We start from the raw sequence: 21,514 nt of genomic DNA on the forward strand, positions 1-21,514 counted from the left end.
TCGCCGCTCCGAACAGACGGCGACGACGTGCCTCGGGTGTGGAGGTCGAGCGCGGTCTGGGTCCGCGCGAGGTCACCGAGCGCAGCGGCACGTCGGGCGCCGAGCGGCGCCGTCGAGCCCAGCGCTTTCAAGGTCGCGGCACCGTGCTGGATGGCGGCGTCGAGGTCGTAGGCGTCGGCGAGGTCGAGCTCGGCCTCCATCCTCATCAGGCCGTCGTAGTGGATGTGCCGGGTGTCGAAGGTGACGTGCCGGGCGTCGTGGTTGAGGTGCTGGTCGGCCTCGAAGTCCTCGTGGTCCTCACCCGCCTCGGAGTCGGGCCGGGGCTCGACGCTGAGGTCGTAGCGCTTGATCGCCTCCGCGACGAGCCGGTCGAGCTGCGCGGTCCCGACCTTGCCCGCAACGGCCGCGACCTGGGCGTCGATCCACCCGGCCGCCTCGACCGTCAGCGTCGGAACGGTGTGGATGGTCGTCTCGGCCACCAACCGTGCCCGCCAGGCCGGGACCCGGCCGGTGTGGACCTGCTCCCACAGGCGAGGCTGTCGGTGCCGCAGCTCGAGCGCATGCCCGATGAGCTTCTTCGCCGCCGTGGTCGAGATCCCCAGGACGGTGCCGAGCTCGGGGATGCAGAACTCGGTGACCAGCGGACACCCTTGGCCGGCGATGGGCTCCTCGTGGTCGACGCCCGCCACGGTGAACGCGGCAGCGTCGTGGATCGACTCGGGCGGGTGGAGGTCGGCCCACCGAGCGGCGAGTTCGAGGATGTCCGCGGCGGCGCGGTCCTCGTCAGCCTTGCGGCGGCGAGCGAGTGCGAGCAGGTCGGAGGCGGTGAGGTCATCAGTGACCTCGCTTGCTCCGAGTCTGCTTCGAGCGTCGATCATGTGTTCGATTCTAGGCGACAGGTCCGACAGTCGCGACCTCTTTAAGGGCTCTGTGGATAGTCGATCTTCGCCCACCAGCCGGGTCTCGTCACGGTCGCTGTCCGACCTTGCTGACCAGCACCCACCCCACCTCATCTCGGCCACCGCGCCACCTCCTCGACCCGCCCCGACCCGGCCTCGCGGCCCTGTCCGCGGGATCGCGCGAGCGTCGGAGGCGAGGCGACCCCCGGCCCACCTAGGCTGGCCCCCGTGAAGCGACAGGTCAGGCAGCCGACCCCTCACCCGAGCGGCGCGACGCCGCCGCCGGTGCCGAAGGACCTGGTCCCGCGCCACGTGGCGATCGTCATGGACGGCAACGGGCGGTGGGCCAAGGAGCGTGGGCTGCCGCGCACCAAGGGCCACGAGCAGGGCGAGTCGTCGCTGTTCGACGTCGTCGAGGGCGCGATCGAGGTCGGGGTCAAGGCGGTCTCCGCGTACGCCTTCTCCACCGAGAACTGGTCGCGCTCGCCCGACGAGGTGCGCTTCCTCATGGGCTTCAACCGCGACGTGATCCGCCGTCGCCGCGACGAGATGCACGAGCTCGGTGTCCGGGTGAGGTGGGCCGGGCGCGCGCCGCGGTTGTGGAGGTCGGTGATCAAGGAACTCCAGGTCGCCGAGGAGATGACGCAGGGCAACGACGTCCTCACCCTCACCATGTGCGTCAACTACGGCGGTCGCGCCGAGCTCGCCGACGCCGCCCGCTCGATCGCGCGCGAGGTGGCCGCCGGGCGCCTGAACCCCGACAAGGTCGACGAGAAGACGTTCGCGCGCCACCTCTACGTCCCCGAGCTCGCCGACGCCGACATGGTGTGGCGCACCTCGGGGGAGCAGCGGCTGTCCAACTTCATGCTCTGGCAGGCGGCCTACAGCGAGATGGTCTTCACCGACGTGCTGTGGCCCGACGTCGACCGGCGCCACCTGTGGTCGGCGATCGAGACCTACGCAAGCCGCGACCGCCGCTACGGCGGCGCCCTCCCGAATGCCGTGCCGAACGCCGTGCCGGGCGGGGCGACGGGCTAGGTCGGCTCAGCCCACCGAGCCGCGCAGGAGCCACTGCGTCTCTCGCCAGCGGTCGTCGAGCTCCTCGGGGTGCGAAGCGACGTCCTGCGACGTGCGGACGTCGGCGAGCGCCACCTGCGGCGGGAGCTGGGAGTACGGCGACACGTCGGCCATGCCTCGACGGTACGCCGTCACGCGCAGCGCGGACAGGTCCCGAACAGCTCGAGGGTGTGGCTGATATCGGAGAAGCCGTGCTCGGCCGCGACGGCGCTGGTCCACCGCTCGACCGCGGGGCCCTCGACCTCGACCGTCGCGCCGCAGGAGCGGCAGACCAGGTGGTGGTGGTGGGTGGCCGAGCAGCTGCGCCAGATGGCCTCGCCGTCCTCGTTGCGCAGCATGTCGACCTCGCCGGCCTCCGCCAGCGCGGCCAGCGTGCGGTAGACGGTGGCGAGGCCGACGGACTCGCCCTGCTGCGTGATCAGGTCGTGGATCTCCTGCGCGCTGCGGAAGTCGTCGAAGGCGCCCAGCGCGGCCGCGACCGCCCGCCGCTGGCGGGTCGGGCGCGGCGCCGGTCGGGGCACGGCGTTCTCAGTGCTCGTCATAGTGCTCCCCGTGCGCGGCGTGGCGGTGCCCGTCGTGCACGTAGTCGACGTGGTCGCCGTGCGGGACCGCCGGGTGGCCGCAGTCCTCGCCGTGCGCGTGCGGGTGCTCGGTCGAGCGGTGCGGCGTCGCCCTCACCTCGGGGAACGGCGCCAGCAGCTGGCGCCGTCGACGCAACCACGCGCCGAGCGGCCAGGTGGCGCTGAACATCGCCAGGGCCAGCAGCACGATGGTGGGGCCGGGCGTCACCGAGACGCGGAACGACAGCGCGGCGCTGACCACCAGTCCGCCGACCGAGGCGACGCAGCCCACCGCCATCGCGCCCAGCAGGGTGGTGCGGAAGGACCGCGCGAGCTGTTGCGAGGTCGCGACCGGCACCACCATGAGCGCGGAGACCAGCAGCAGCCCGACGGTGCGCATCGCCACGGTGATGCTCACCGCGGCCAGCACGGCGATGAGCAGGTTGTAGCCCCGCACCCGCAGGCCGGCGACCCGGGCGAAGTCCTGGTCGCTGGCGACCGCGAACAGCTGCGGCGACAGGCCGAGCGCGACCACGAGCACCACGACCGTCATCGCCGCGGTGAACCACACGTCGGCGGACGAGATGCTGTTGAGCGAGCCGAAGAGGAAGGCCTGCAGGGTGGCAGCGCCCTGTCCGGCGATGCCGGTGATCATCACGCCACCGGCGAGGCCGCCGTAGAACAGCAGCGCCAGCGCGACGTCGCCGTTGGTGTGCCCGCGCTCGCGGATCACCTCGATCAGCACCGCGCCCAGCACGGCGACGACGACCGCCGTCCAGGTGGGGGAGGTGCCGGTCAGCAGCCCGAGTGCGACGCCGGTGACGGCGACGTGCCCGATGCCGTCGCCGAGCAGCGCGAGCCGCCGCTGGACGATGAAGGTGCCGATCGCGGGCGCGGCCAGGCCGGTGAGCAGCGCTGCCACGAGGGCGCGCTGCATGAAGTCGAAGGAGAAGAGGTCGAGCAGGGTCATCGTCGGTCCCCGTCCCAGTCGAACGGCGAGGCCACGTGGGGCGCGTGGTCGTGGGCGCCGAGTTCGACGTGGTCGTGGTCGTGGTGGGTGTGCGAGGCGACCTCCTGGGTCAGCGGGGGACCGTCGTAGGCCACCCGTCCGTCGCGCATCACCACCGTGCGGTCGATCAGCGGCATCATCGGCCCGATCTCGTGGGCGACGAGCAGGATGGTGGCGCCGTCGGCCTTGAGCCGCGCCAGCGCGTCGGCCAGCGCCTGCTGGTTGGGCAGGTCGACGCCGGCCGTCGGCTCGTCGAGGACGAGCAGGTCGGGCTCGCCGGCCAGCGCCCGTGCGATGAGCACGCGCTGCTGCTGCCCGCCCGAGAGCTGCGAGACGCCGTACGACGCCCGGTCGGCGAGGCCGACCACCTCCAGCGCGGACTCGACGGCCCGGCGGTCCGCCGCGCTGGTCGGGGCGAGCAGCCGGCGGCGCCCCACCCGACCGGACGCCACGACCTCGCGGACGGTCGCCGGCACGCCGCCGGTGGCGGTCGAGCGCTGCGGGACGAAGCCGAGCCGGTGCCGCTCGGTGAACTCCGGCAGCGGCGTGCCGAAGAGGCGGACGGTGCCGCGCACGACGGGCAGCAGCCCGGTCACGGCGCGCACGAGCGTCGACTTGCCCGAGCCGTTGGGGCCGAGCAGCGTCACGGTGTCGCCGGTGCGCACCGTCAGGTCGACGTCGCGCAGGATCGGCCGGCCGCCGATCGCCACCGAGACCCCGTCGAGCTCGACGGGGTGCACGGCCGGGGTCGCGGACGCGGTCACGAGCAGCCGTTCGCCTGCTGGAGGGCGGTCAGGTTCTCGCGCATGAGGGAAAGGTAGTCCTCGTCGGCGGTGGCGTCGGAGAGCCCCTCGATCGGGTCGAGCACCGCGGAGGTGACCCCGAGGTCGTCGGCGAGCGTGTCGGCCATCTTGGCGCTCACCAGCCGCTCGGAGAACACGGTGGTCACGCCGTCGGTGCGGATCAGGTCCTGCAGCCGGGCGAGGTCGGCTGCGGTGGGCTCGGCGTCGGGGGACAGGCCGGCGATCGGCTCGAAGTCCAGCCCGTAGCGCGAGAGGTAGGAGAAGGCGTCGTGGCTGACCACGGTCGTGGTGCGCTCGCAGGAGGCGAGGCCGTCGGTGTACTCCCGGTCCAGCTGCTCGAGCTCCCCGCGCACGGCCTCCGCGTTGGCGGCGTACGTCGTGGCTCCGTCGGGGTCGATCTCCGCGAGCTGGTCGGCGACGGCGTCGGCGAGGTCGGCCAGCCTGAGCGGGTCGAGCCAGAAGTGCGGGTCGGTGTCGCCGTGCTCGTGGTCGTGGCCGTCCTCGGCGTGCTCCTCCTCCGACTCGCCCTCGTGGTCGGCGGCCGGCAGCAGGTCGACGACCTGCGCCGCGTCGAGCACCGGCGCGTCCACGTCGGCGGCCGTCGCGTCCACGGCGGGCTGGAAGCCCTCCTCGAGCACCACCAGGTCCGCGCTGTCGAGCTCGGCGGTCTGGCGGATGTCGAGCTCGAGGTCGTGCGGCTCCTTGCCGGGCTGCGTGAGGTTGTCGACGGTCCAGGCGTCACCCGCCACCTGCTCGGTCACCCACGCCAGCGGGTAGAACGACGCCACGGCGCGACGACCGTCGGCGGCACCGTCGTCCGTGAGCTGGCCGCAGCCGGCGAGGAGGGCGGACGCGGTCAGGACACCGGCGAGGGGGACGAGGCGGGCGACGAGAGACATGAGAACGATTCTCAGCGATATTGAGAACCATTGTCAAACGGTTGCCTGCGCCGGACCGGGGCCTAGGCTGGCGCCGTGCTCGTCGTGACCCGCCTGCGTGTGCCGTCCCCCGACCCGGCGGCCGAGGCCGGGCTCCGCTCCGGCCTGCTCCGGGCGCTCGACATCCTGGCCGCCAAGCCGGGGTGGGTCGGTGGAGAGGTGGGCCGCAACGTCGACGACCCGGGGCTGTGGGTGATCTCCACCCGCTGGGCCAACGTCGGGTCCTACCGGCGCGCGCTCGGGTCCTACGAGGGCAAGATGCACATCCAGCCGCTGATGGTGCACGCGGTCGACGAGCCCAGTGCGTACGAGGTGGTCGAGGAGGGGACCGACCTCAACGAGGCGCACGCACGATCGATAGGGTGACCGCTCCACCCGCACGCAGCGCGCGGGCCGACAGCCAGCCGGCCCGAGAAGAGGACACCACCGTGGCCAAGCCCGCCCCGACCGCCCTGGACAACGTCGTCTCCCTCGCCAAGCGGCGAGGTTTCGTCTACCCCTGCGGGGAGATCTACGGCGGCACCAAGTCCGCGTGGGACTACGGCCCGCTCGGCGTGGAGCTCAAGGAGAACATCAAGCGGCAGTGGTGGAAGTTCATGGTCACCCGGCGCGACGACGTCGTGGGCCTCGACTCCAGCGTCATCCTGCCGACCCGCACGTGGGAGGCCAGCGGCCACCTGAGCACCTTCAGCGACCCGCTCGTGGAGTGCCAGTCGTGCCACAAGCGGTTCCGCGAGGACCACCTGCAGGAGGACTACGCGGCCAAGAAGGGGATCGACGACCCCGACACCGTCGACATCAACGAGTCGATCGCCTGCCCCAACTGCGGCACCCGCAACGCGTGGACCCCGCCGCGCAACTTCAACATGATGCTCAAGACCTACCTGGGCGTCATCGAGGACGAGTCCGGCCTGCACTACCTGCGCCCCGAGACCGCGCAGGGCATCTTCCTCAACTTCGCCAACGTGGTGACCTCGAGCCGGCAGAAGCCGCCCTTCGGCATCGCCCAGATGGGCAAGAGCTTCCGCAACGAGATCACCCCCGGCAACTTCATCTTCCGCACCCGCGAGTTCGAGCAGATGGAGATGGAGTTCTTCGTCAAGCCCGGCGAGGACGACGAGTGGTTCCGCTACTGGATCGAGGAGCGCACCCGCTGGTACGTCGACCTCGGCATCAACCCCGACAACCTGCGCCACTACGAGCACCCGCAGGAGAAGCTGTCGCACTACTCCAAGGGCACGACCGACATCGAGTACCGCTTCGGGTTCTCGGGTCGTGACTTCGAGGAGCTCGAAGGCATCGCCAACCGCACCGACTTCGACCTCAAGCAGCACAGCGAGTTCTCCGGCAAGGACCTCTTCTACTACGACCAGGCCGCCGACGAGCGCTACCTGCCCTACGTCATCGAGCCCGCCGCGGGCCTCACCCGCTCGCTGATGGCGTTCCTCATCGACGCCTACACCGAGGACGAGGCACCCAACACCAAGGGCGGCGTCGACAAGCGCGTCGTGCTCAAGCTCGACCCGCGCCTGGCGCCGGTGAAGGTCGCGGTGCTGCCGCTGAGCCGCAACGCCGACCTGTCGCCCAAGGCGAAGGCGCTGGCCGCGGAGCTGCGCCAGAACTGGAACGTCGAGTTCGACGACTCCGGCGCCATCGGACGCCGCTACCGTCGCCAGGACGAGATCGGGACGCCGTTCTGCGTGACGGTCGACTTCGAGACCCTCGACGACGACGCGGTCACCGTCCGCGAGCGCGACACCATGTCGCAGGAGCGGGTCGGCCTCGACGGCATCAGCCGCTACTTCGCCGACAAGCTGCTCGGCTGCTGAGGTCTGTCGCCCGGGCGTGAGCGGTGGCAGGGTGGGCAGCCGAGCACCACTCACGCACCGGGGGACGACATGGGACCACGCGCACGGCTCGCCACCCTCGCGTTGATCTGCTGCCTCACGCCGGCGGCGGCGGCGTCCGCCGCGGGCACGGCAAGCACGGCAGGCACGCCGACGCGCGACGTCGTACGAGCCGCGGACCCGCCGACGCGCACGATCGTGCCGGGACGGCTCGGCCGTGGTCCGGACGCCTCGGTGCCCTTCATGCAGGACGGCGTGATCCACGCCGACGGCACGAGGATCCCGATCCGGACACCCGTCAACGGTGAGCAGCGTCAGCTGCTGGGGGAGAGCCGCAAGGGCTGGCTGGTGGCCGTGCGCAAGGGCTACCTCAGCCGCGTGGTCGCCGTCCGCCCGGGGCGGGCCCCGAAGGAGCTGCGCCGCACCCGCAGCACGACGTTCGGCCAGGGTGACTCCGCGATCGGCTGGCTGCTCTCCCGGGACGGCGAGATGCTCGTCTCGACGCTGTACGACCGGGGCGGCAGCACGAGCAGCGTGCAGACGCTGGCCGGGAAGCACCTCGGCGGTCGCTACAGCGGCGGCTACTTCACCCCGTTCGACGCCGACGCCGGGCACGTCGTGACGTGGATCGAGAACACGTTCGGCCGCCTGCGGGTCACGGACTGGGTGCCGCGCACCTCGCGCACCGAGATCGCGAAGAGCGCGACCTGGGTCTCGCTGCGTGACGACCTGATGTTCGTCCGCACCACGGGGAGGAGCTACGGCCCCTCGCCGATCTCGGCGCCGACGACGCCCGCGTGGTCCGAGCCGTTCTCGCCGCTCGCGGTCTCGCCCGACGGCGAGACCGCGGTCGGCCTGCGGATCACGCGCTCGTCCTTCGACAGCCCGGCGGTCCTCGACGTGCGCCGGATGAGCGACGGAGCGCTGCTCGACTCGATCGCCTTCGGCAGGAGGATCACGCGCGACAGCTGGTCGATCACGTCCCAGCACGAGCAGACGGCCGCGTGGGAGAGCAACAGCCGGTTCGTCTTCCAGCTGCCCGCGCCCGGTGGCGCGGTCCTGGTGAGGTGCGACCTGCAGCAGTCGTGCCGACGCGCCTCCGACGTCGGGGGCAACGTCTCGTTCCCGCACGAGTCGTTCATGTGGTGGTAGGGCCGGGTACGGGTGATTTGGGCGGGCGCGGGAGCCGGTTCGACAATGGAGGCATGACCACGCTGCCCGACTCGCTCACGCTGGGGTCGCTGCGTGTCGACACCCCCGTGGTGCTCGCGCCGATGGCCGGCATCACCAACGCCGCCTACCGTCGGCTCTGCGCCGAGCAGGGGGCCGGTCTCTACGTCTGCGAGATGATCACCAGCCGCGGGCTCGTCGAGGGCGACGAGACGACGAGGAAGATGCTCGTCTTCGACGAGCTCGAGACCGTCCGCTCCGTCCAGCTCTACGGCACCGACCCGGTCTACATCGGCAAGGCCGTGGAGATCCTCTGCGCCGACTTCGGGGTGGCCCACGTCGACCTCAACTTCGGCTGCCCGGTGCCCAAGGTGACCCGCAAGGGCGGCGGGGGCGCGCTGCCGTGGAAGCGCGGCCTGCTCGCCGAGGTCCTCGAGCACGCGGTCGCCGCCGCGACGCCGTACGACGTCCCGGTGACGATGAAGACCCGCAAGGGTCTCGACGACGACCACCTCACCTACCTCGACGCCGGCCGCATCGCCCAGGAGAGCGGCGTGGCCGCGATCGCGCTGCACGGCCGCACGGTGCAGCAGGCCTACTCCGGCGAGGCCGACTGGGACGCCATCGCCGCCCTCGTCGACCACGTCGACATCCCGGTGCTCGGCAACGGCGACATCTGGGAGGCCGCCGACGCCGTCCGCATGGTCGAGCAGACCGGCGCCGCCGGCGTCGTGGTGGGACGCGGGTGCCTGGGCCGGCCGTGGCTGTTCCGCGACCTCGCGGCCGCCTTCCACGGCGAGGACGTCGCCACCCTGCCGACGCTGGGCGAGGTGAAGGCGATGATGCGCCGCCACGCCGAGCTGCTCTCCGAGCACATGGGGGAGGAGCGCGGCTGCAAGGAGTTCCGCAAGCACATCACCTGGTACCTCAAGGGCTTCCCGGCCGGGGGCGAGCTGCGCCACCAGCTGGCCCTCGTCGACTCGCTGGTCACCCTCGACGACCTCCTCGCCGGCCTCGACGACGACGCCCCGTTCCCCGAGCGCGAGCTCGGCACGCCGCGGGGTCGCCAGGGCGCCCCGCGCAAGAGGGTGGTGCTGCCCGACGGGTGGCTCGACGACACCGACGGGCGCGGCTCGCACCTGCACGAGGACGTCGACGAGACCACCGGCGGCTGACCGTCCGCTGACAGGCGCGGCCGGTCACGGTGCGCGGGGACCGCGTCCCGGTGAGCCGGAACACGCAGGAAATTGACGTCGGAGATGGGGACAGGCACCCGTTCCTGTGTTTGACTCGATGACTGTGTCGCCGTGGGCTCGGGCCCCACGCCCTCGTGGAACGACACCGTCCCCCGTCAGCAAGTGCAAAGGATCAGCGCTGTGGCAGACAACAGCCACAAGCGGGAAACCCCTGCTACCCGTTCCACCCGTTCGCCCCGCGTCCCCCGTTCCGTCCTGGTCGCTGCCCCGATCGCCGTCGTGGCGACGCTGTCGGCCGTGACCGCGGGCGTGCTGTCGGCGAGCCCCCAGTCCCCGGCCACCGACCTCCTCGCCGCGTCGAGCACCAGCGGTTCCACCAGCCAGTCCCTCTCCGGAGCGACGGCGCTCGCGCGCCGCGGTGACGTCGCGTCGCGCTCGCAGATCCGCACGGCCGCCAAGGCCGAGTCCGCCGCCCGCATCGACCTCGAGGTCGACCAGCAGGCGCGGCGCCTGGCCAAGAAGCTCGACCGGCGGATGTGGACCACCGCCGACCTCAACCTGTGGGCCGGGCCCGGCGAGAAGACCGAGAAGATGGGCCTGGTCCCGGCGATCCGGCAGGTCTCGGTGACCGGTCGCAAGCAGGACGGCCGTGTGCAGGTCGTCATCGACGGCCAGTCGCGCTGGGTCACCGCCGAGTACCTCAGCGCCGACAAGCCCGAGCCGGAGCCCGCCGGCCCGAGCATGGGCGGCGCCTGCACCAACGGCACGACCGCCGCCGGCGGCGACGCCAACGTGCAGGCTGTCCACGAGGCCGTCTGCGCCAACTGGCCCAGCATCAGCACCTACGGCACCCTGCGCGGCGGCGGCGGCGACCACCCGCTGGGCAAGGCCGTGGACATCATGGTCAGCGGCGCCATGGGCTGGGACATCGCCGACTTCGTGCGGGCCAACGCGGCCGCGCTCGGCGTCACCTACGTCATCTACTCCCAGCACATCTGGTCGGTCGAGCGCTCCGGCGAGGGCTGGCGCGCGATGGAGGACCGCGGTTCGGTCACCGCCAACCACTACGACCACGTGCACGTCTCGGTCTACTGAGGCACCCACGCGGGGTCGTCGTCCGGCCCTGTCGCCCCGGCTCGGTAGGCTGACCGGCCGATGAGCATCGAGGACCTGTACGACGACGCGGCGCGCGAGCGGCTGGTCGTCGAGCCCCCCAAGCGGGTCGACGCGCCCGTCCGGCTGGCGTTCGAGCGCGACCGGGCCCGGGTGGTCCACGCCGCGGCGTCGCGCCGTCTCGCGGCCAAGACGCAGGTCGTCGGTCCGCAGACCGACGACTTCGTGCGCAACCGGCTCACCCACAGCCTGGAGGTCGCCCAGGTCGCCCGCGACCTCGCGCGTGCCCTCGGGACCCACCCCGACATCGCCGAGACCGCCGCGCTCGCCCACGACCTCGGCCACCCGCCGTTCGGCCACAACGGCGAGCGCGCGCTCGCCGAGCTCAGCGCCGACTGCGGTGGCTTCGAGGGCAACGCCCAGACCTTGCGGCTGCTCACCCGGCTGGAGTCCAAGACGTTCACCGCCGACGGCCGCTCGGCCGGGCTCAACCTCACCCGCGCCACCCTCGACGCCTGCACCAAGTACCCCTGGTCGCGCGCCGAGGCCGCCGGGCCCGAGGGCGTCCACGCCGACGGCACCCCGCGGGTGGTGGTCAAGTTCGGTGTGTACGACGACGACCGCCCGGTCTTCGACTGGCTGCGCACCGGGGTGGCGGGCAGGCGCCGGTGCGTCGAGGCGCAGGTGATGGACCTCGCCGACGACGTGGCCTACTCGGTGCACGACGTGGAGGACGGCATCGTCGCCGGCAGGCTCGACCTGACCCGGCTCGACCGCGACGCGCTCTGGGAGACCGTGCGGTCCTGGTACCTCCCCGGCGCCGACGACGCGTCCCTCGACGAGGCCCTCGCCGACCTGCGGGCGGTCGGCAGCTGGCCGCGGACGCCCTACGACGGCTCGCGCCGCAGCCTGGCCGCGATCAAGAACCTCACCAGCGACCTCGTCGGACGCTTCTGCGGCAGCGTGCAGGCGGCGACGTTCGCGGCCACGGGCGGTGTTGCGCTGGTGCGCCACTCGGCCGACCTGGTCGTGCCCGCGCAGACCGAGGTCGAGATCGGCGTGCTCAAGGGCATCGCGGCGCTCTACGTGATGCAGGCCGACGACCGGGTCTCGCTCATGGAGCGCCAGCGCCAGCTGGTCGCCGAGCTCGTGGAGGCGCTGTGGGAGCAGGGCGCCAACGGCCTCGACCCGGTCTTCGGCGACGACTGGGCGCAGGCCGACGACGACGCGTCACGGCGACGCGTCGTCGTCGACCAGGTCGCCTCGCTCACCGACGCCAGCGCGGTGGCACGCCACCGCGCGCTGGTGGGCTGAGGGCGAGGGTCAGGGCAGGTCGCCCTGCGGGTACGGGTCGTCCTGCAGCGCGACGTTGTCGGGGTGCAGCTGGGACTCGAGGTCCGACTGCGACGAGGACGAGCCGCGCGAGGGCATCTTGTCGGCGGCCGCGGAGGCGGCCGAGGCGACGGTGTCCTTGACGACCGGCGCCGCAGCCGCTGCCTTGTCCTTGGCCAGGTCGGCGGCCTGGTGCGCCTTCTCCTGCACGCGGGGGTCGTCCTTGACCCGCGTGGCGGTGCGCTTGATCTGGTCGTAGCGCTCACGTCCGGCACGGGCTCCGAGCACGTAGCCGGCGCCGGCGGCGAGCAGCAGGGTCAGCTTCCTCATGGGTGTCTCTCCTCGGGGTGGGGGGTCAGCGGTCTCGGCGGATGCGCCACACGACGAGCACCACGGCCATCGCGAGCAGCGAGGCGGCGGCTGCGAGCACCTCGGGGCGCGGGGCGCCGTCGTCGGTGGTCGCGGCGTCCTTGAGGTCGGCCACCTTGTGCTGGGCCTGGGCCTTCACGTCGAGCTTGTCGGTGAGCTGGTCGACGGTCGCCGCCAGCTGCTCGCGCTGCAGCGCGATCTCCGCCTCGAGCTCCTCGGGCGTCTTGCCTGCCTCAACCACGGTGGGATCCCTTCACGGTCGCGATGTCCTCCTTGATGCCCTCGACCGCCCGCTCGGGGGCCGGGGGTGCGGCCTCGGCCACCTTGTTCTTCCCGGCGAGGCCGACGACGGCGGCGGCGACGAGCAGCACGAGCGCCACGACGAGGGCGGCGAGCCAGCCGTCGACGACCTCGGCGAGTCCGAGGATCGCTGTCGTGACGAGGGCGGCGAGCCCGAAGAACGCGAGCAGGCCGGCGATGCTGAACATCCCGATCCCGACGCCGGCGCGCTTGCCCTTCTGGGCGACCTCGGCCTGCGCCAGCCGGATCTCGGACCTGACCAGGTCGGGGATCTGCTGGGTGAGCTGGTGGACGAGAGCACCGAGGGTCTGCTGGCCCTCCGGTGACGGGTGCTGCGCAGTCATGTCCCGACACTGGCAGACCACCCCGGGCGCGACCAGCGCACGATCGCCCGTAGGGGTGGCGGTGACCGACATCGCGCCCCGCGCGGCGGGTGCACGGGGTTGGGGAGACCGCGGCCCCGCCGTGGGCCCCCCGCCCGTAGACTCCCCGGCGTGGCAGGCCGGATCCGTGACGACGACATCGCCGAGGTGCGGGAGAAGGCCCGGATCGACGACGTCGTCTCGGAGTACGTCACCCTCAAGCGCGCCGGCGGCGGCTCGCTGAAGGGCCTGTGCCCCTTCCACGACGAGAAGACCCCGTCGTTCAACGTCAACCCCGCGCGCCAGTTCTGGCACTGCTTCGGCTGCGGCGAGGGGGGTGACGTCATCTCGTTCCTGATGAAGGTCGACGGCCTGACCTTCACCGAGACCGTGGAGCGCCTCGCCGAGAAGGTCGGGGTGACGCTGCGGCGCGAGGACGGCGACGACGAGCCCGTGCGGCCGCGCGGCCCGGCACGTGCTCGGCTCGTGGAGGCCAACAAGGTCGCGCAGGAGTTCTACGCCGAGCAGCTCGCGAGCGCCGATGCCGTCGTGGCGCGCCAGTTCCTGCACCAGCGCGGCTTCGACCAGGCGGCCGCCGAGATGTTCGGCGTCGGGTTCGCCCCGCGCGACGGCGAGGCCCTGCTCCGCCACCTGCGCGGGCGCCGGATCTCCGACGAGGAGTCGGTCGCGGCCGGCCTGGTCGCGCTGGGTCGCTCCCACTACGACCGCTTCCGGGGCCGGCTGGTGTGGCCGATCCGCGAGGCCAACGGTGACACGATCGGCTTCGGTGCCCGCCGGATCTTCGACGACGACCGCATCGAGGCCAAGTACCTCAACACCTCCGAGACCGCGCTCTACAAGAAGAGCCAGGTGCTCTACGGCATCGACCTGGCCCGCACCGCCATGAAGGACAGCCAGCAGGCGGTGGTCGTCGAGGGCTACACCGACGTGATGGCCTGCCACCTGGCCGGCGTGCGCACGGCTGTCGCCTCCTGCGGCACCGCCTTCGGCACCGACCACGCCAAGGTGCTGCGCCGCTTCATGGGCGACCACGACTCCGCGGGCGGCGAGGTCATCTTCACGTTCGACGGCGACTCGGCCGGGCAGAAGGCGGCGATGAAGGTGCTCGAGAGCGACCAGGTGTTCGCCTCGCAGACCTACGTCGCCGTCGCGCCGGAGGGCATGGACCCGTGCGAGCTGCGCATCGAGCAGGGTGACGAGGCGGTCCGCGAGCTCGTCGCGCGCCGCCAGCCGCTCTACCGCTTCGCCCTCGACAACATCCTGTCCCGCCACGACCTCGACCGGGCCGACGGCCGCGTCGACGCGCTGCGCGACGCCGCCGGGCTGGTGGCGAGCATCCGTGACAAGACCAAGGTCGAGTCCTTCTCCCGCGAGCTCTCCCACATGGTCGGCCTCGACCTCGACGAGGTGCGCTCGGAGGTACGCCGTGCCGCGAGCCGCCCGGCCCGCACCGAGGAGCCGCGACGCCAGGCGCGCGCCGGCGAGCAGCCCGCCGCGCCGGAGCAGCCCGCGCGCCCGCCGCTGCCGAGCCTGTCCGACCCCCGGTTCATGATCGAGCGCGAGCTGCTCAAGCTCGTCATCCAGCACCCGGCGGGCGTCGGGCGCACGACGACCCACGTCACCACCGACGACTTCACCCACCCGACCTTCCAGGGCGTCTGGGCGGCCGTCGCCGCGGCCGGCGGGCCCGCCTCCGCCGGCGACGACCCCGGGTGGGCCAACCGCGTGCGCACCTCGGCCACCGACCCGGCCGTCGTCGCCGCGATCACCGAGCTCGGCGTCGAGCCGGTCCGCGGCACGTCCGACCCGAACCCGACCTTCGCGGTCGCCTACGTCTACCGCCTCCAGGAGCTCACCACCGCGCGGCGGATCGCCGACGTCAAGGCGCGGCTCCAGCGCACCAACCCCGTCGACGACGCACTGGAGTACAACCGGATGTTCGGCGAGCTGGTGATGCTCGAGCAGCACCGCCGCAAGCTGCGCGAGGGCGCGGTCGGGGGGCAGGCGTGAGCCCGTTCCGCCGTCGGGTGCCGTCGCCCTCCGTGCGGGTGGCCGCCGGCGAGCGCGTGCTGGCCTCCGCCACCGCCGCCGACGGCGCGGTCCTCGCCGGCACCCGCGACGCCTTCTACGTCCAGCGCGACGGCGAGACCCGCCGCGTGCCGTGGGAGGAGGTCGAGGCAGCCGGCTGGGACCGCGACACCGACACGTTCCGGCTCTCCGAGGTCGGCACCTGGGGCGAGCAGCGACCGGTCCACACCGCGCAGCTCGACGAGCCGGGCCGCCTCCTCGAGCTGGTCCACGAGCGCGTCACCGCCAGCGTGCTGCTCCAGCGCCACGTCCCCCTGGGAGGCCGGCGCGGCGTGCGGGTGATCGCGCGCCGCGCCCCCTCGGGCCACGGTGCGGTGCAGTGGGTCTACGAGTACGACGAAGGGGTCGACCCCGCCGACCCCGGGGTCCGCGCCGCGGCCCTCGAGGCCCTCGAGGCGCTGCAGCGCGACGTCGGGATGCCCTGATTTCACCCCGGGCCGGACGCCTTGCTAGTGTTGCGCCCCGCTGCACAAGCGATCCCCTGTAGCTCAACTGGCAGAGCATTCGGCTGTTAACCGGAGGGTTGTTGGTTCGAGTCCAACCGGGGGAGCAGGAGAAGGGCCCGAGGCGACAGCCTCGGGCCCTTCGTCGTCCCCGGTGGTCGTCCCCGGTTGCGGCGACGTAACGCTTCGCCCCGCCGCGTGAACTGTGCGTTACGCGGCCCTGGGCGGGTGTCCGGCTGCGGGATCGTGGGCGCCATGAGCGCTGAGCACGAGCAGCCTGCGGCGGTGTGCGACTTCGTCGTGCGCCCGGACGGCACGGTGGTGGGGAGCGACGGCGCGGCGGGCGCGCTCGCCGCGGCCCTGCCCTACACCGGTCGCCTGGCGCAGCGGATGGGCGAGCTGGTCGGCGTCGGTGACCTGCGGGGCATGGAGGCGGTCGGGCGCCGCCGGTTCGAGGCCGTGGTCACCTGGACGCCGCTCGGCGAGGCCACCTACCGGGGGAGGGCCCACGCGGTCGAGCCGCGGGTGGTCCCGCACTTCACCGTGGTCGGCACCGCCGACACCCTGGGCGCCGTCGACCACTGCCTGGGCCGGCTCATGTCCCTGGACGACGTGGTGTGGAGCACCGTCGTGACCGCCGGCTCCCGCGTCGTCGCGGCCCGGGGTGACCGCCAGGACCTCCACCACCTCGCCGAGGTCGGCACCCGCATGCTCGCGATCCTGCGCTCGCTCGAGGACCAGCACGCGAGCGGCTTCGTGCGGATGCGCTTCGAGCAGGGAAGCGTGATGGGGGCGTCGCTGGGCCGGCACGCGGTCGTGGCGGGCGTGCGCGCGGCCGCGGACGACGACCTGCTCGCCGTGATCGACGAGGTGCGCGCGATCCTGGCGCAGCACGACCTCGGGTCGGTGGGCAAGGAGTTCGACCCGGCGGCCCTCGACGCCGGACCGCTGGACCCACCGGACGCCCCGCAGCCCGCGGCACCCCCGCCGCTGGTCGGCGCGCGCTTCGCGGGCGCGGGGGAGCGGGAGCCCCGCGCCCGGCGGCGCAGGCGGTTCGGGTCGCGCTGAGCGGTCGCGCTGAGGGTCGCGCTCAGTGGTCGCGGCTAGCCCCACCCCATCGGCAGGACCTCGAACGTCGCGGCGTGGGTGACGCCGAGACCCTGGCCCCCGGCGCGCAGGATGCCGTCGAGGAACTCCTCGGGGTCCCACCCCTCCCAGCCGAGGCCCTCGATGTAGGCCCGGTGCTCCTTGAGCGACTCCACGCCGGCGGCGAAGGTGTCGGTCACGTCGACGGCGTGGGTGGCGAGCGGAGAGCTCCCGGCCCACACCGCCCGGACCCCGCCCCACGGCTCGAGGCCCCCACCCAGCTGCTCGGGGAACACCCAGCGGTTGCCCGCGTCGCGCACGGCGTCCAGCACCGCCCGGCCGACCGCGACGTGGTCGGCCTGGTTGAGGTTCGTGCCGCCGAAGGTCTCGCGGAAGTTGCTGGTCATCACGATGTCGGGGCGCTGCTGGCGCACCACCTGCGCGATCGCCCGGCGGAGGGGGACGCCGTACTCCAGGATGCCGTCGGGCAGTCGCAGGAAGACCACCTCGTCGACGCCGACCACGCGCGCCGCAGCGACCTCCTCCGCCTCGCGCACCACCCGGCACTCCTCGGGCGGCAGGGAGTCGATGCCGGCCTCGCCGCTGGTCACCATGCAGTAGACGACGCGCTTGCCCTGGCCGGTCCAGCGTGCGACGGCCGCCGCGGCGCCGTACTCGATGTCGTCGGGGTGGGCGACCACGAAGAGGGCCGTCGCCCAGTCCTCCGGGAGCGGCTCGTACGACGGCGGTGCGGGACGTTCAGGGCTCATGCGACGAGCATGGCACCGCGCACGTAGGCTAGTGAACCTATGGACTAAGTCGTATATGGTGCCGAGCATGACGCCGATCGCCCCCACCCGCCGCGGGTTCCTCGCCGCCGCCGCCGTCCTCGGGGGCGCCGCCCTCGTCCCGACCGCGGCGTGGCGGGCCCCTTCGTCCGCCGCCTCGCCGTTCATCCTCAAGCCGACGCCGCCGGAGCTCTTCCGCGACTTCAAGACCAACGCCGAGATGCTGTGGAGCTCGGTGGACCGCGCGGGCTACCGCACCCCACAGTCGCGGCTGTTCGTCCGCAACCACACCCGCACGCCGCAGGTCGACGCCTCGACCTACGCCCTGCGGCTGTTCGGTGACGGCCTCGCGACCCCCCGGGGGGAGGCCGACGCGCTGTCCCTGAGCCTCGCCGACCTGAAGCGCCTGCCGCGGCACGAGCACACCGCCGTCCTCGAGTGCACCGGCAACGGCCGCAGCTTCTTCACCACCCAGCAGCAGCAGAGCGTCTCGGGCACCGCCTGGACGCTGGGCGCGGTCGGCACGGTCCGCTGGACCGGGGTCCGGCTGCGCGACGTGCTGGCCTCCGTCGGCCTCGCCCCCGACGCGGTCTCGATCCAGGCGACCGGTCTCGACGACCCCTATGTCTCCGGCGGGGTGGACTACGGCCGGGTCCGGCGGCCGTTCCCGGTCGCGAAGGCGCTCGACGACGCGATCCTGGCGTGGGGGATGAACGGCGAGGACCTGCTGCCCGACCACGGCTACCCGCTGCGCCTGGTGCTCCCCGGGTGGGTCGGCATCGCCAGCATCAAGTGGCTCGGCTCGCTCGAGGTCTCCCGCACCGAGCTCACCTCGCCCTGGAACACGACGTTCTACCGGATGACCGGCCCCGACTGGCCCGCCGACTCCCCGCCGCTCACCGTCAACCCGGTGCGGTCGGCGTGGGAGCTCGCCGCCGGGGCGCAGCTCCCGGCCCGTCCCGTCACCCTCACCGGCCGCTCGTGGAGCGGCGCCGGTCGCATCACCCGGGTCTCGGTCAGCCTCGACGGCGGCGAGAGCTGGCGCCCGGCCGTGCTCGACCGCCGCTCGCGCGAGGACGCCGGCTGGACCCGGTGGTCGGTGCGCTGGGGCAACCCCCGGCGCGGCCGGCACGAGCTCCTCGCGCGGGCCACCGACGACCGCGGGCGTACGCAGCCGCTCGTCGCGGCCTACAACACGCAGGGCTACTTCTTCGACGCCGTGGTGCGCCACCCCGTGACGGTCGTGTGACGCGACCGCTCAGGCCATGACGCCGACGGGCTGCGGGGTGAAGCCGGGGAACACCTGGCCGACCGTGACCCCGAAGCGCCGCGTGACGATCTCGGTGAGCACGCTGCGGTAGTCGGTCGTGACGAGCAGGTCGCCGTCGAGGGTGTTCTGCAGCCCCGGCCAGGAGCCGTAGTAGCGGCCGCCCCGCACGCCGGCGCCGGCCACGAACATGACGTTGCCGAAGCCGTGGTCGGTGCCGTAGTTGTCGTTCTCCTTGACCCGGCGGCCGAACTCGCTGAGCGTCACCAGGGTGACCCGGTCGGCCAGCGGCCCGAGGTCGGCGAAGAACGCCGCGATCGAGCTGGCGAGGTCGCCCGCGTTGCGCTTCATGTCGCCCCAGTCGAGCGTGCCGAGGTCGGTGTGCATGTCCCAGTCGCCCTGGTCGACGGTGATCACCTCGGCGCCGACGCCGGAGCGGACGATCCGCGACACCCCGGAGAGCGCCTTGCCGAGCGAGCTGCCGGGGTAGGCGGGCGTGGGGGCTCCGGCCGCGGTGTCGCGCGCCGCGCCGAACGTCTCGGCCCCCTCGATGGCCTCGCGCACCGCACGGCTCATCGGTCCGCTGCCCTTCCAGGCGTGCTTGAGGGAGGCCAGGCGGCGCCCGTCCTCCTCGGTGCCGGCGACCTTGGCGTCGTCGACGCTGTTGACCACGAAGGCCGGGTTGGTGCCGAACAGCGCGGTCGGGACCTGGTTGCCCATGGCCGTGCCCTGCAGCGGCGAGGTGCCCGGCAGCTCGCCCAGCAGCCGGTTGAGCCAGCCGTTGCGGGCCGTCGAGCCCGGGGCGGCGTCCTCGATGGCCTCCATGGCCGCGAAGTGCGACCGGTTCGGGGTCGGCATGCCGGTGGCGTGGACGGCCGCCAGCGTGCCCGCCTGCCACATCGGGAGCATCGGGGCCAGCGCCGGGTGCAGGCCGAACATCGCGTCCGCCGCGACCAGCGCGGTGGCCGGGATGCCGATGCGGGGGCGCGCCGCGTAGTAGTTCGGGTCGGCGTGCGGCACCACGAGCGAGAGCCCGTCGGCCGCGCCCCGCAGGCTCAGCAGCACGAGCACGGATCCGAGGGGGCCGGGCAGCCGGCCGGCGGGGCGGCCGGTGACGGCGTACGCCCGCGGGCCCTCGCCGCCGAGGGCGGGGCCGAGCGCGATCGCGCCGCCGGCGAGCGCGGTGCCGAGCAGCGCACGGCGGCTCAGCGCCGTGCGGGCCTGGTCGTAGTCGGGGCATCCGCAGGAGCGGGTGGGCAGGTGGGTCTCGTCAGTCATGTCAGCACGCCATGTGGTCGGGGGAGTCGAGGACGGCGGCGAGCAGCCGGGGGAAGCCCCACTGGTAGAGGCCGTGCTCGCGGTCGATCTTTTCCTTCGCGCGGCAGCCGGTGGCCAGGCTCGCGGTGGTGACCAGGCCCTTGGTGGCCGGCCGGTGCAGCAGCTCGCGGCTCACCGCGTCGACCAGGTCGGCGAAGCGGATCGCCTTCCTGGCCGGCACGAAGGCGCTGGGCTCGCGGTAGTGGAGGTCGACCTTGGGCCACCACATGCCGGCCATCGACCAGTGCATGCTCATCGAGGCGAGCGCGCGCGACGGGGAGGCCCAGATGTCGTCGCGCACCGGGGTGCCGTCCGGGCGCGGCCACGCGTGGGGCGAGAGGCCGAGGCCCTGCGCCTGCCAGAGCATGGCGTAGACACCGGAGTCGTCACCGCTGGGCCGGTCCAGCCGTACGCCGAGCGCCCGGTAGGTCGCGACGACGTCCTCGCCCGGGTCGCGCAGCTTGCGGCCCGCCGAGGCGCGGAACTCCTTGCTGGCCACGAGCGCGCGGAGCACCGGGACGATGGCGGTGTCGTTGTGCAGGTAGACCTTCGCCAGCCGCTTCACCAGCGACCGCGGCGGGTCGTCGTGGACGAACTTGGTGACCAGCCGCTCCGCGACGTGCTCCGCGGTCTGCGGGTGGTGTGCGAGGTAGCGGACGTACTCCGCCGCGACCTCGCGGCCGTCGCCCTTGCGGTTCTCGTGGGAGAAGCCCTTCACCCGCACCGGCCCGGTCCAGTGGTCCTCCTTGACGTAGGAGGCCTTCCAGGTGTTCCACATGTCGACGTGGAAGCCGGTGAGGATGCGCGCGGACGCCTTGACGTCGTCCTCGCTGTAGTTGCCCGCCCCGACGGTGTGCAGCTCGAGCAGCTCGCGGCCGAGGTTCTCGTTGGGCGCGCGCTTGGTCGAGGTCGCGGCCGACAGGAACAGCAGCATCGCGGGGTGGGTGGTGGTCGCGGCGAGCAGCTCGTCGAAGCGGCCGAGCGCGTGCTTGCGGACGGTGTCGCCGTAGTCGACGCGCCAGGTGAACTGGGCGTCGCCGCTCACCGGGACGTGCAGCATCCCCTCCCAGAACTCGGTCATCTTCTCGAGCACCGGGCGGCGGGTGCGGATGCGTCGGACCAGCAGCCAGCGCCCGTAGTCCTCCATCACCTGCCAGCCGCCGCGGACCTCCTGGACCTGGCGCTTCCACAGCTCCATCGGGCCGCGGTCGAGGTCGGGCCACCAGCGGCGCACCGCGTCGGCGTCGCCGTCGGGGAAGGAGCCGGGGCGGGTGAGCTGGCGCTCGAACCACGCGTCCGCGCCCCCGGCCTGGCGCACGTCGCGCGCGAGCGCGGCGTCGACGCCGTAGCCGAACCGTGTGACGAGGTGCCGCTGCGGTGCGGGCAGCAGGTCGAACTTGTTCTTGGCCACCGAGGTCCTCCCGTACCCGAGCCACTTCCGAGACGCATCACTGTCGCACGTCGGGTGCCCCACGCGAAGTCGAACCCGATATCCGGTTGCCCCGGCGCGGGGGCTGCGGTCGGATGCC

The 21,514-nt window shown here is 72.9% G+C and carries 23 protein-coding genes and 1 tRNA gene; 12 read left to right on the forward strand and 12 right to left on the reverse strand.

Annotation, left to right across the window (positions count from 1 at the left end; genetic code table 11):
• Positions 1–878 (reverse strand): DUF222 domain-containing protein (locus ACFFJG_RS14410; RefSeq protein ID WP_378519399.1); only part of this gene is annotated, 878 nt, incomplete at its 3' end.
• 249 nt (positions 879–1,127) lie between these two features.
• Here ACFFJG_RS14410 and ACFFJG_RS14415 point away from each other — a divergent pair.
• Positions 1,128–1,937, forward strand: coding sequence for an isoprenyl transferase (locus tag ACFFJG_RS14415; protein WP_378519400.1), 810 nt, complete (start codon positions 1,128–1,130; stop codon positions 1,935–1,937).
• 6 nt (positions 1,938–1,943) lie between these two features.
• Here ACFFJG_RS14415 and ACFFJG_RS14420 read toward each other — a convergent pair whose 3' ends face one another.
• Genes ACFFJG_RS14420 through ACFFJG_RS14440 form a run of 5 tightly spaced genes read right to left on the reverse strand, consistent with a single transcriptional unit; the run spans position 1,944 to position 5,247 of the window.
• A complete protein-coding gene (locus ACFFJG_RS14420; protein ID WP_378519401.1) occupies positions 1,944–2,090 on the reverse strand; it encodes a hypothetical protein in 147 nt (48 codons plus the stop codon).
• Positions 2,091–2,107: 17 nt separating this feature from the next.
• Positions 2,108–2,518 carry a Fur family transcriptional regulator gene (locus tag ACFFJG_RS14425; RefSeq protein WP_378519402.1) on the reverse strand — a complete coding sequence of 137 codons (411 nt, stop codon included), beginning with the start codon at positions 2,516–2,518 and terminating at the stop codon, positions 2,108–2,110.
• A complete protein-coding gene (locus ACFFJG_RS14430) occupies positions 2,505–3,506 on the reverse strand; it encodes a metal ABC transporter permease (protein ID WP_378519403.1) in 1,002 nt (333 codons plus the stop codon). Before ACFFJG_RS14430 ends, ACFFJG_RS14425 begins: the two co-directional genes overlap by 14 nt.
• Positions 3,503–4,309 (reverse strand): metal ABC transporter ATP-binding protein, encoded by an 807-nt coding sequence (locus tag ACFFJG_RS14435; RefSeq protein WP_378519404.1) that lies wholly within the window; start codon positions 4,307–4,309, stop codon positions 3,503–3,505. The genes ACFFJG_RS14430 and ACFFJG_RS14435 overlap by 4 nt, the downstream gene beginning before the upstream one ends.
• Positions 4,306–5,247 carry a metal ABC transporter substrate-binding protein gene (locus ACFFJG_RS14440; protein ID WP_378519405.1) on the reverse strand — a complete coding sequence of 314 codons (942 nt, stop codon included), beginning with the start codon at positions 5,245–5,247 and terminating at the stop codon, positions 4,306–4,308. The genes ACFFJG_RS14435 and ACFFJG_RS14440 overlap by 4 nt, the downstream gene beginning before the upstream one ends.
• 75 nt (positions 5,248–5,322) lie before the next feature.
• Between ACFFJG_RS14440 and ACFFJG_RS14445 the strand changes: the two genes are divergently transcribed.
• From ACFFJG_RS14445 to ACFFJG_RS14470, 6 genes are all read left to right on the forward strand, one after another.
• The gene (locus ACFFJG_RS14445) at positions 5,323–5,652 is read left to right on the forward strand and encodes an antibiotic biosynthesis monooxygenase family protein (protein ID WP_378519406.1); all 330 of its coding nucleotides are present in this window, start codon (positions 5,323–5,325) and stop codon (positions 5,650–5,652) included.
• 62 nt (positions 5,653–5,714) lie between these two features.
• Positions 5,715–7,115 carry a glycine--tRNA ligase gene (locus ACFFJG_RS14450; protein WP_378519502.1) on the forward strand — a complete coding sequence of 467 codons (1,401 nt, stop codon included), beginning with the start codon at positions 5,715–5,717 and terminating at the stop codon, positions 7,113–7,115.
• A 69-nt stretch (positions 7,116–7,184) separates the two neighbouring features.
• Complete coding sequence (locus tag ACFFJG_RS14455) at positions 7,185–8,285, forward strand: hypothetical protein (RefSeq protein WP_378519407.1); 1,101 nt, start codon at positions 7,185–7,187, stop codon at positions 8,283–8,285.
• Positions 8,286–8,338: 53 nt separating this feature from the next.
• The gene (dusB, locus tag ACFFJG_RS14460) at positions 8,339–9,478 is read left to right on the forward strand and encodes a tRNA dihydrouridine synthase DusB (RefSeq protein WP_378519408.1); all 1,140 of its coding nucleotides are present in this window, start codon (positions 8,339–8,341) and stop codon (positions 9,476–9,478) included.
• 300 nt (positions 9,479–9,778) lie between these two features.
• Positions 9,779–10,594, forward strand: coding sequence for a VldE C-terminal domain-containing protein (locus ACFFJG_RS14465; RefSeq protein WP_378519409.1), 816 nt, complete (start codon positions 9,779–9,781; stop codon positions 10,592–10,594).
• A gap of 60 nt (positions 10,595–10,654) precedes the next feature.
• Entirely contained in the window at positions 10,655–11,926 is a 1,272-nt protein-coding gene (locus ACFFJG_RS14470) for a deoxyguanosinetriphosphate triphosphohydrolase (protein WP_378519410.1), read from the forward strand.
• Positions 11,927–11,935: 9 nt separating this feature from the next.
• On the opposite strand, the gene ACFFJG_RS14475 is transcribed toward ACFFJG_RS14470, so the two are convergent.
• The 3 genes from ACFFJG_RS14475 to ACFFJG_RS14485 are packed head-to-tail and all read right to left on the reverse strand — an operon-like array spanning position 11,936 to position 12,957.
• Positions 11,936–12,274 (reverse strand): hypothetical protein, encoded by a 339-nt coding sequence (locus ACFFJG_RS14475; protein WP_378519411.1) that lies wholly within the window; start codon positions 12,272–12,274, stop codon positions 11,936–11,938.
• Positions 12,275–12,299: 25 nt separating this feature from the next.
• Complete coding sequence (locus tag ACFFJG_RS14480) at positions 12,300–12,554, reverse strand: DUF3618 domain-containing protein (RefSeq protein ID WP_378519412.1); 255 nt, start codon at positions 12,552–12,554, stop codon at positions 12,300–12,302.
• Positions 12,547–12,957, reverse strand: coding sequence for a phage holin family protein (locus ACFFJG_RS14485; protein WP_378519413.1), 411 nt, complete (start codon positions 12,955–12,957; stop codon positions 12,547–12,549). The genes ACFFJG_RS14480 and ACFFJG_RS14485 overlap by 8 nt, the downstream gene beginning before the upstream one ends.
• A gap of 150 nt (positions 12,958–13,107) precedes the next feature.
• Between ACFFJG_RS14485 and dnaG the strand changes: the two genes are divergently transcribed.
• The 4 genes from dnaG to ACFFJG_RS14505 all read left to right on the forward strand — a co-directional run bounded on the left by dnaG (position 13,108) and on the right by ACFFJG_RS14505 (position 16,595).
• On the forward strand, positions 13,108–15,006 hold the full coding sequence (gene dnaG, locus ACFFJG_RS14490; RefSeq protein ID WP_378519414.1) for a DNA primase: 1,899 nt from the start codon (positions 13,108–13,110) through the stop codon (positions 15,004–15,006).
• On the forward strand, positions 15,003–15,509 hold the full coding sequence (locus ACFFJG_RS14495; protein ID WP_378519415.1) for a hypothetical protein: 507 nt from the start codon (positions 15,003–15,005) through the stop codon (positions 15,507–15,509). The genes dnaG and ACFFJG_RS14495 overlap by 4 nt, the downstream gene beginning before the upstream one ends.
• A gap of 52 nt (positions 15,510–15,561) precedes the next feature.
• Positions 15,562–15,634 (forward strand) — tRNA-Asn (locus tag ACFFJG_RS14500).
• 148 nt (positions 15,635–15,782) lie between these two features.
• Positions 15,783–16,595, forward strand: a complete 813-nt coding sequence (locus tag ACFFJG_RS14505; RefSeq protein WP_378519416.1) for a hypothetical protein — start codon at positions 15,783–15,785, stop codon at positions 16,593–16,595.
• A 35-nt stretch (positions 16,596–16,630) separates the two neighbouring features.
• On the opposite strand, the gene ACFFJG_RS14510 is transcribed toward ACFFJG_RS14505, so the two are convergent.
• Positions 16,631–17,383 (reverse strand): PIG-L deacetylase family protein, encoded by a 753-nt coding sequence (locus ACFFJG_RS14510; protein ID WP_378519417.1) that lies wholly within the window; start codon positions 17,381–17,383, stop codon positions 16,631–16,633.
• A gap of 67 nt (positions 17,384–17,450) precedes the next feature.
• Here ACFFJG_RS14510 and ACFFJG_RS14515 point away from each other — a divergent pair, with 67 nt between their 5' ends.
• Positions 17,451–18,650 (forward strand): sulfite oxidase, encoded by a 1,200-nt coding sequence (locus ACFFJG_RS14515; RefSeq protein ID WP_378519418.1) that lies wholly within the window; start codon positions 17,451–17,453, stop codon positions 18,648–18,650.
• 9 nt (positions 18,651–18,659) lie between these two features.
• Here the strand turns inward: ACFFJG_RS14515 and ACFFJG_RS14520 are convergent, their stop codons facing one another.
• Both ACFFJG_RS14520 and ACFFJG_RS14525 read right to left on the reverse strand, forming a co-directional pair.
• A complete protein-coding gene (locus ACFFJG_RS14520; RefSeq protein ID WP_378519419.1) occupies positions 18,660–19,946 on the reverse strand; it encodes a DUF1501 domain-containing protein in 1,287 nt (428 codons plus the stop codon).
• 1 nt (position 19,947) lies between these two features.
• Entirely contained in the window at positions 19,948–21,396 is a 1,449-nt protein-coding gene (locus ACFFJG_RS14525) for a DUF1800 domain-containing protein (RefSeq protein ID WP_378519420.1), read from the reverse strand.
• Positions 21,397–21,514: the final 118 nt, after the last annotated feature.

It is taken from the genome of Nocardioides zeicaulis (genome assembly GCF_042432345.1).
GTDB classification, from domain to species: Bacteria; Actinomycetota; Actinomycetes; order Propionibacteriales; family Nocardioidaceae; genus Nocardioides; species Nocardioides zeicaulis.

Bases quoted from the DNA above. Each gene is read 5' to 3' on its own strand.
- ACFFJG_RS14420 (WP_378519401.1), bottom strand. From the start codon at position 2,090: ATGGCCGACGTGTCGCCGTACTCCCAGCTCCCGCCGCAGGTGGCGCTC.
- ACFFJG_RS14455 (WP_378519407.1), top strand. From the start codon at position 7,185: ATGGGACCACGCGCACGGCTCGCCACCCTCGCGTTGATCTGCTGCCTC.
- ACFFJG_RS14470 (WP_378519410.1), top strand. From the start codon at position 10,655: ATGAGCATCGAGGACCTGTACGACGACGCGGCGCGCGAGCGGCTGGTC.
- ACFFJG_RS14485 (WP_378519413.1), bottom strand. From the start codon at position 12,957: ATGACTGCGCAGCACCCGTCACCGGAGGGCCAGCAGACCCTCGGTGCT.
- ACFFJG_RS14520 (WP_378519419.1), bottom strand. From the start codon at position 19,946: ATGACTGACGAGACCCACCTGCCCACCCGCTCCTGCGGATGCCCCGAC.
- dusB (WP_378519408.1), top strand. From the start codon at position 8,339: ATGACCACGCTGCCCGACTCGCTCACGCTGGGGTCGCTGCGTGTCGAC.
- ACFFJG_RS14510 (WP_378519417.1), bottom strand. From the start codon at position 17,383: ATGAGCCCTGAACGTCCCGCACCGCCGTCGTACGAGCCGCTCCCGGAG.
- ACFFJG_RS14505 (WP_378519416.1), top strand. From the start codon at position 15,783: ATGAGCGCTGAGCACGAGCAGCCTGCGGCGGTGTGCGACTTCGTCGTG.
- ACFFJG_RS14475 (WP_378519411.1), bottom strand. From the start codon at position 12,274: ATGAGGAAGCTGACCCTGCTGCTCGCCGCCGGCGCCGGCTACGTGCTC.
- ACFFJG_RS14430 (WP_378519403.1), bottom strand. From the start codon at position 3,506: ATGACCCTGCTCGACCTCTTCTCCTTCGACTTCATGCAGCGCGCCCTC.
- ACFFJG_RS14515 (WP_378519418.1), top strand. From the start codon at position 17,451: ATGACGCCGATCGCCCCCACCCGCCGCGGGTTCCTCGCCGCCGCCGCC.
- ACFFJG_RS14425 (WP_378519402.1), bottom strand. From the start codon at position 2,518: ATGACGAGCACTGAGAACGCCGTGCCCCGACCGGCGCCGCGCCCGACC.
- ACFFJG_RS14440 (WP_378519405.1), bottom strand. From the start codon at position 5,247: ATGTCTCTCGTCGCCCGCCTCGTCCCCCTCGCCGGTGTCCTGACCGCG.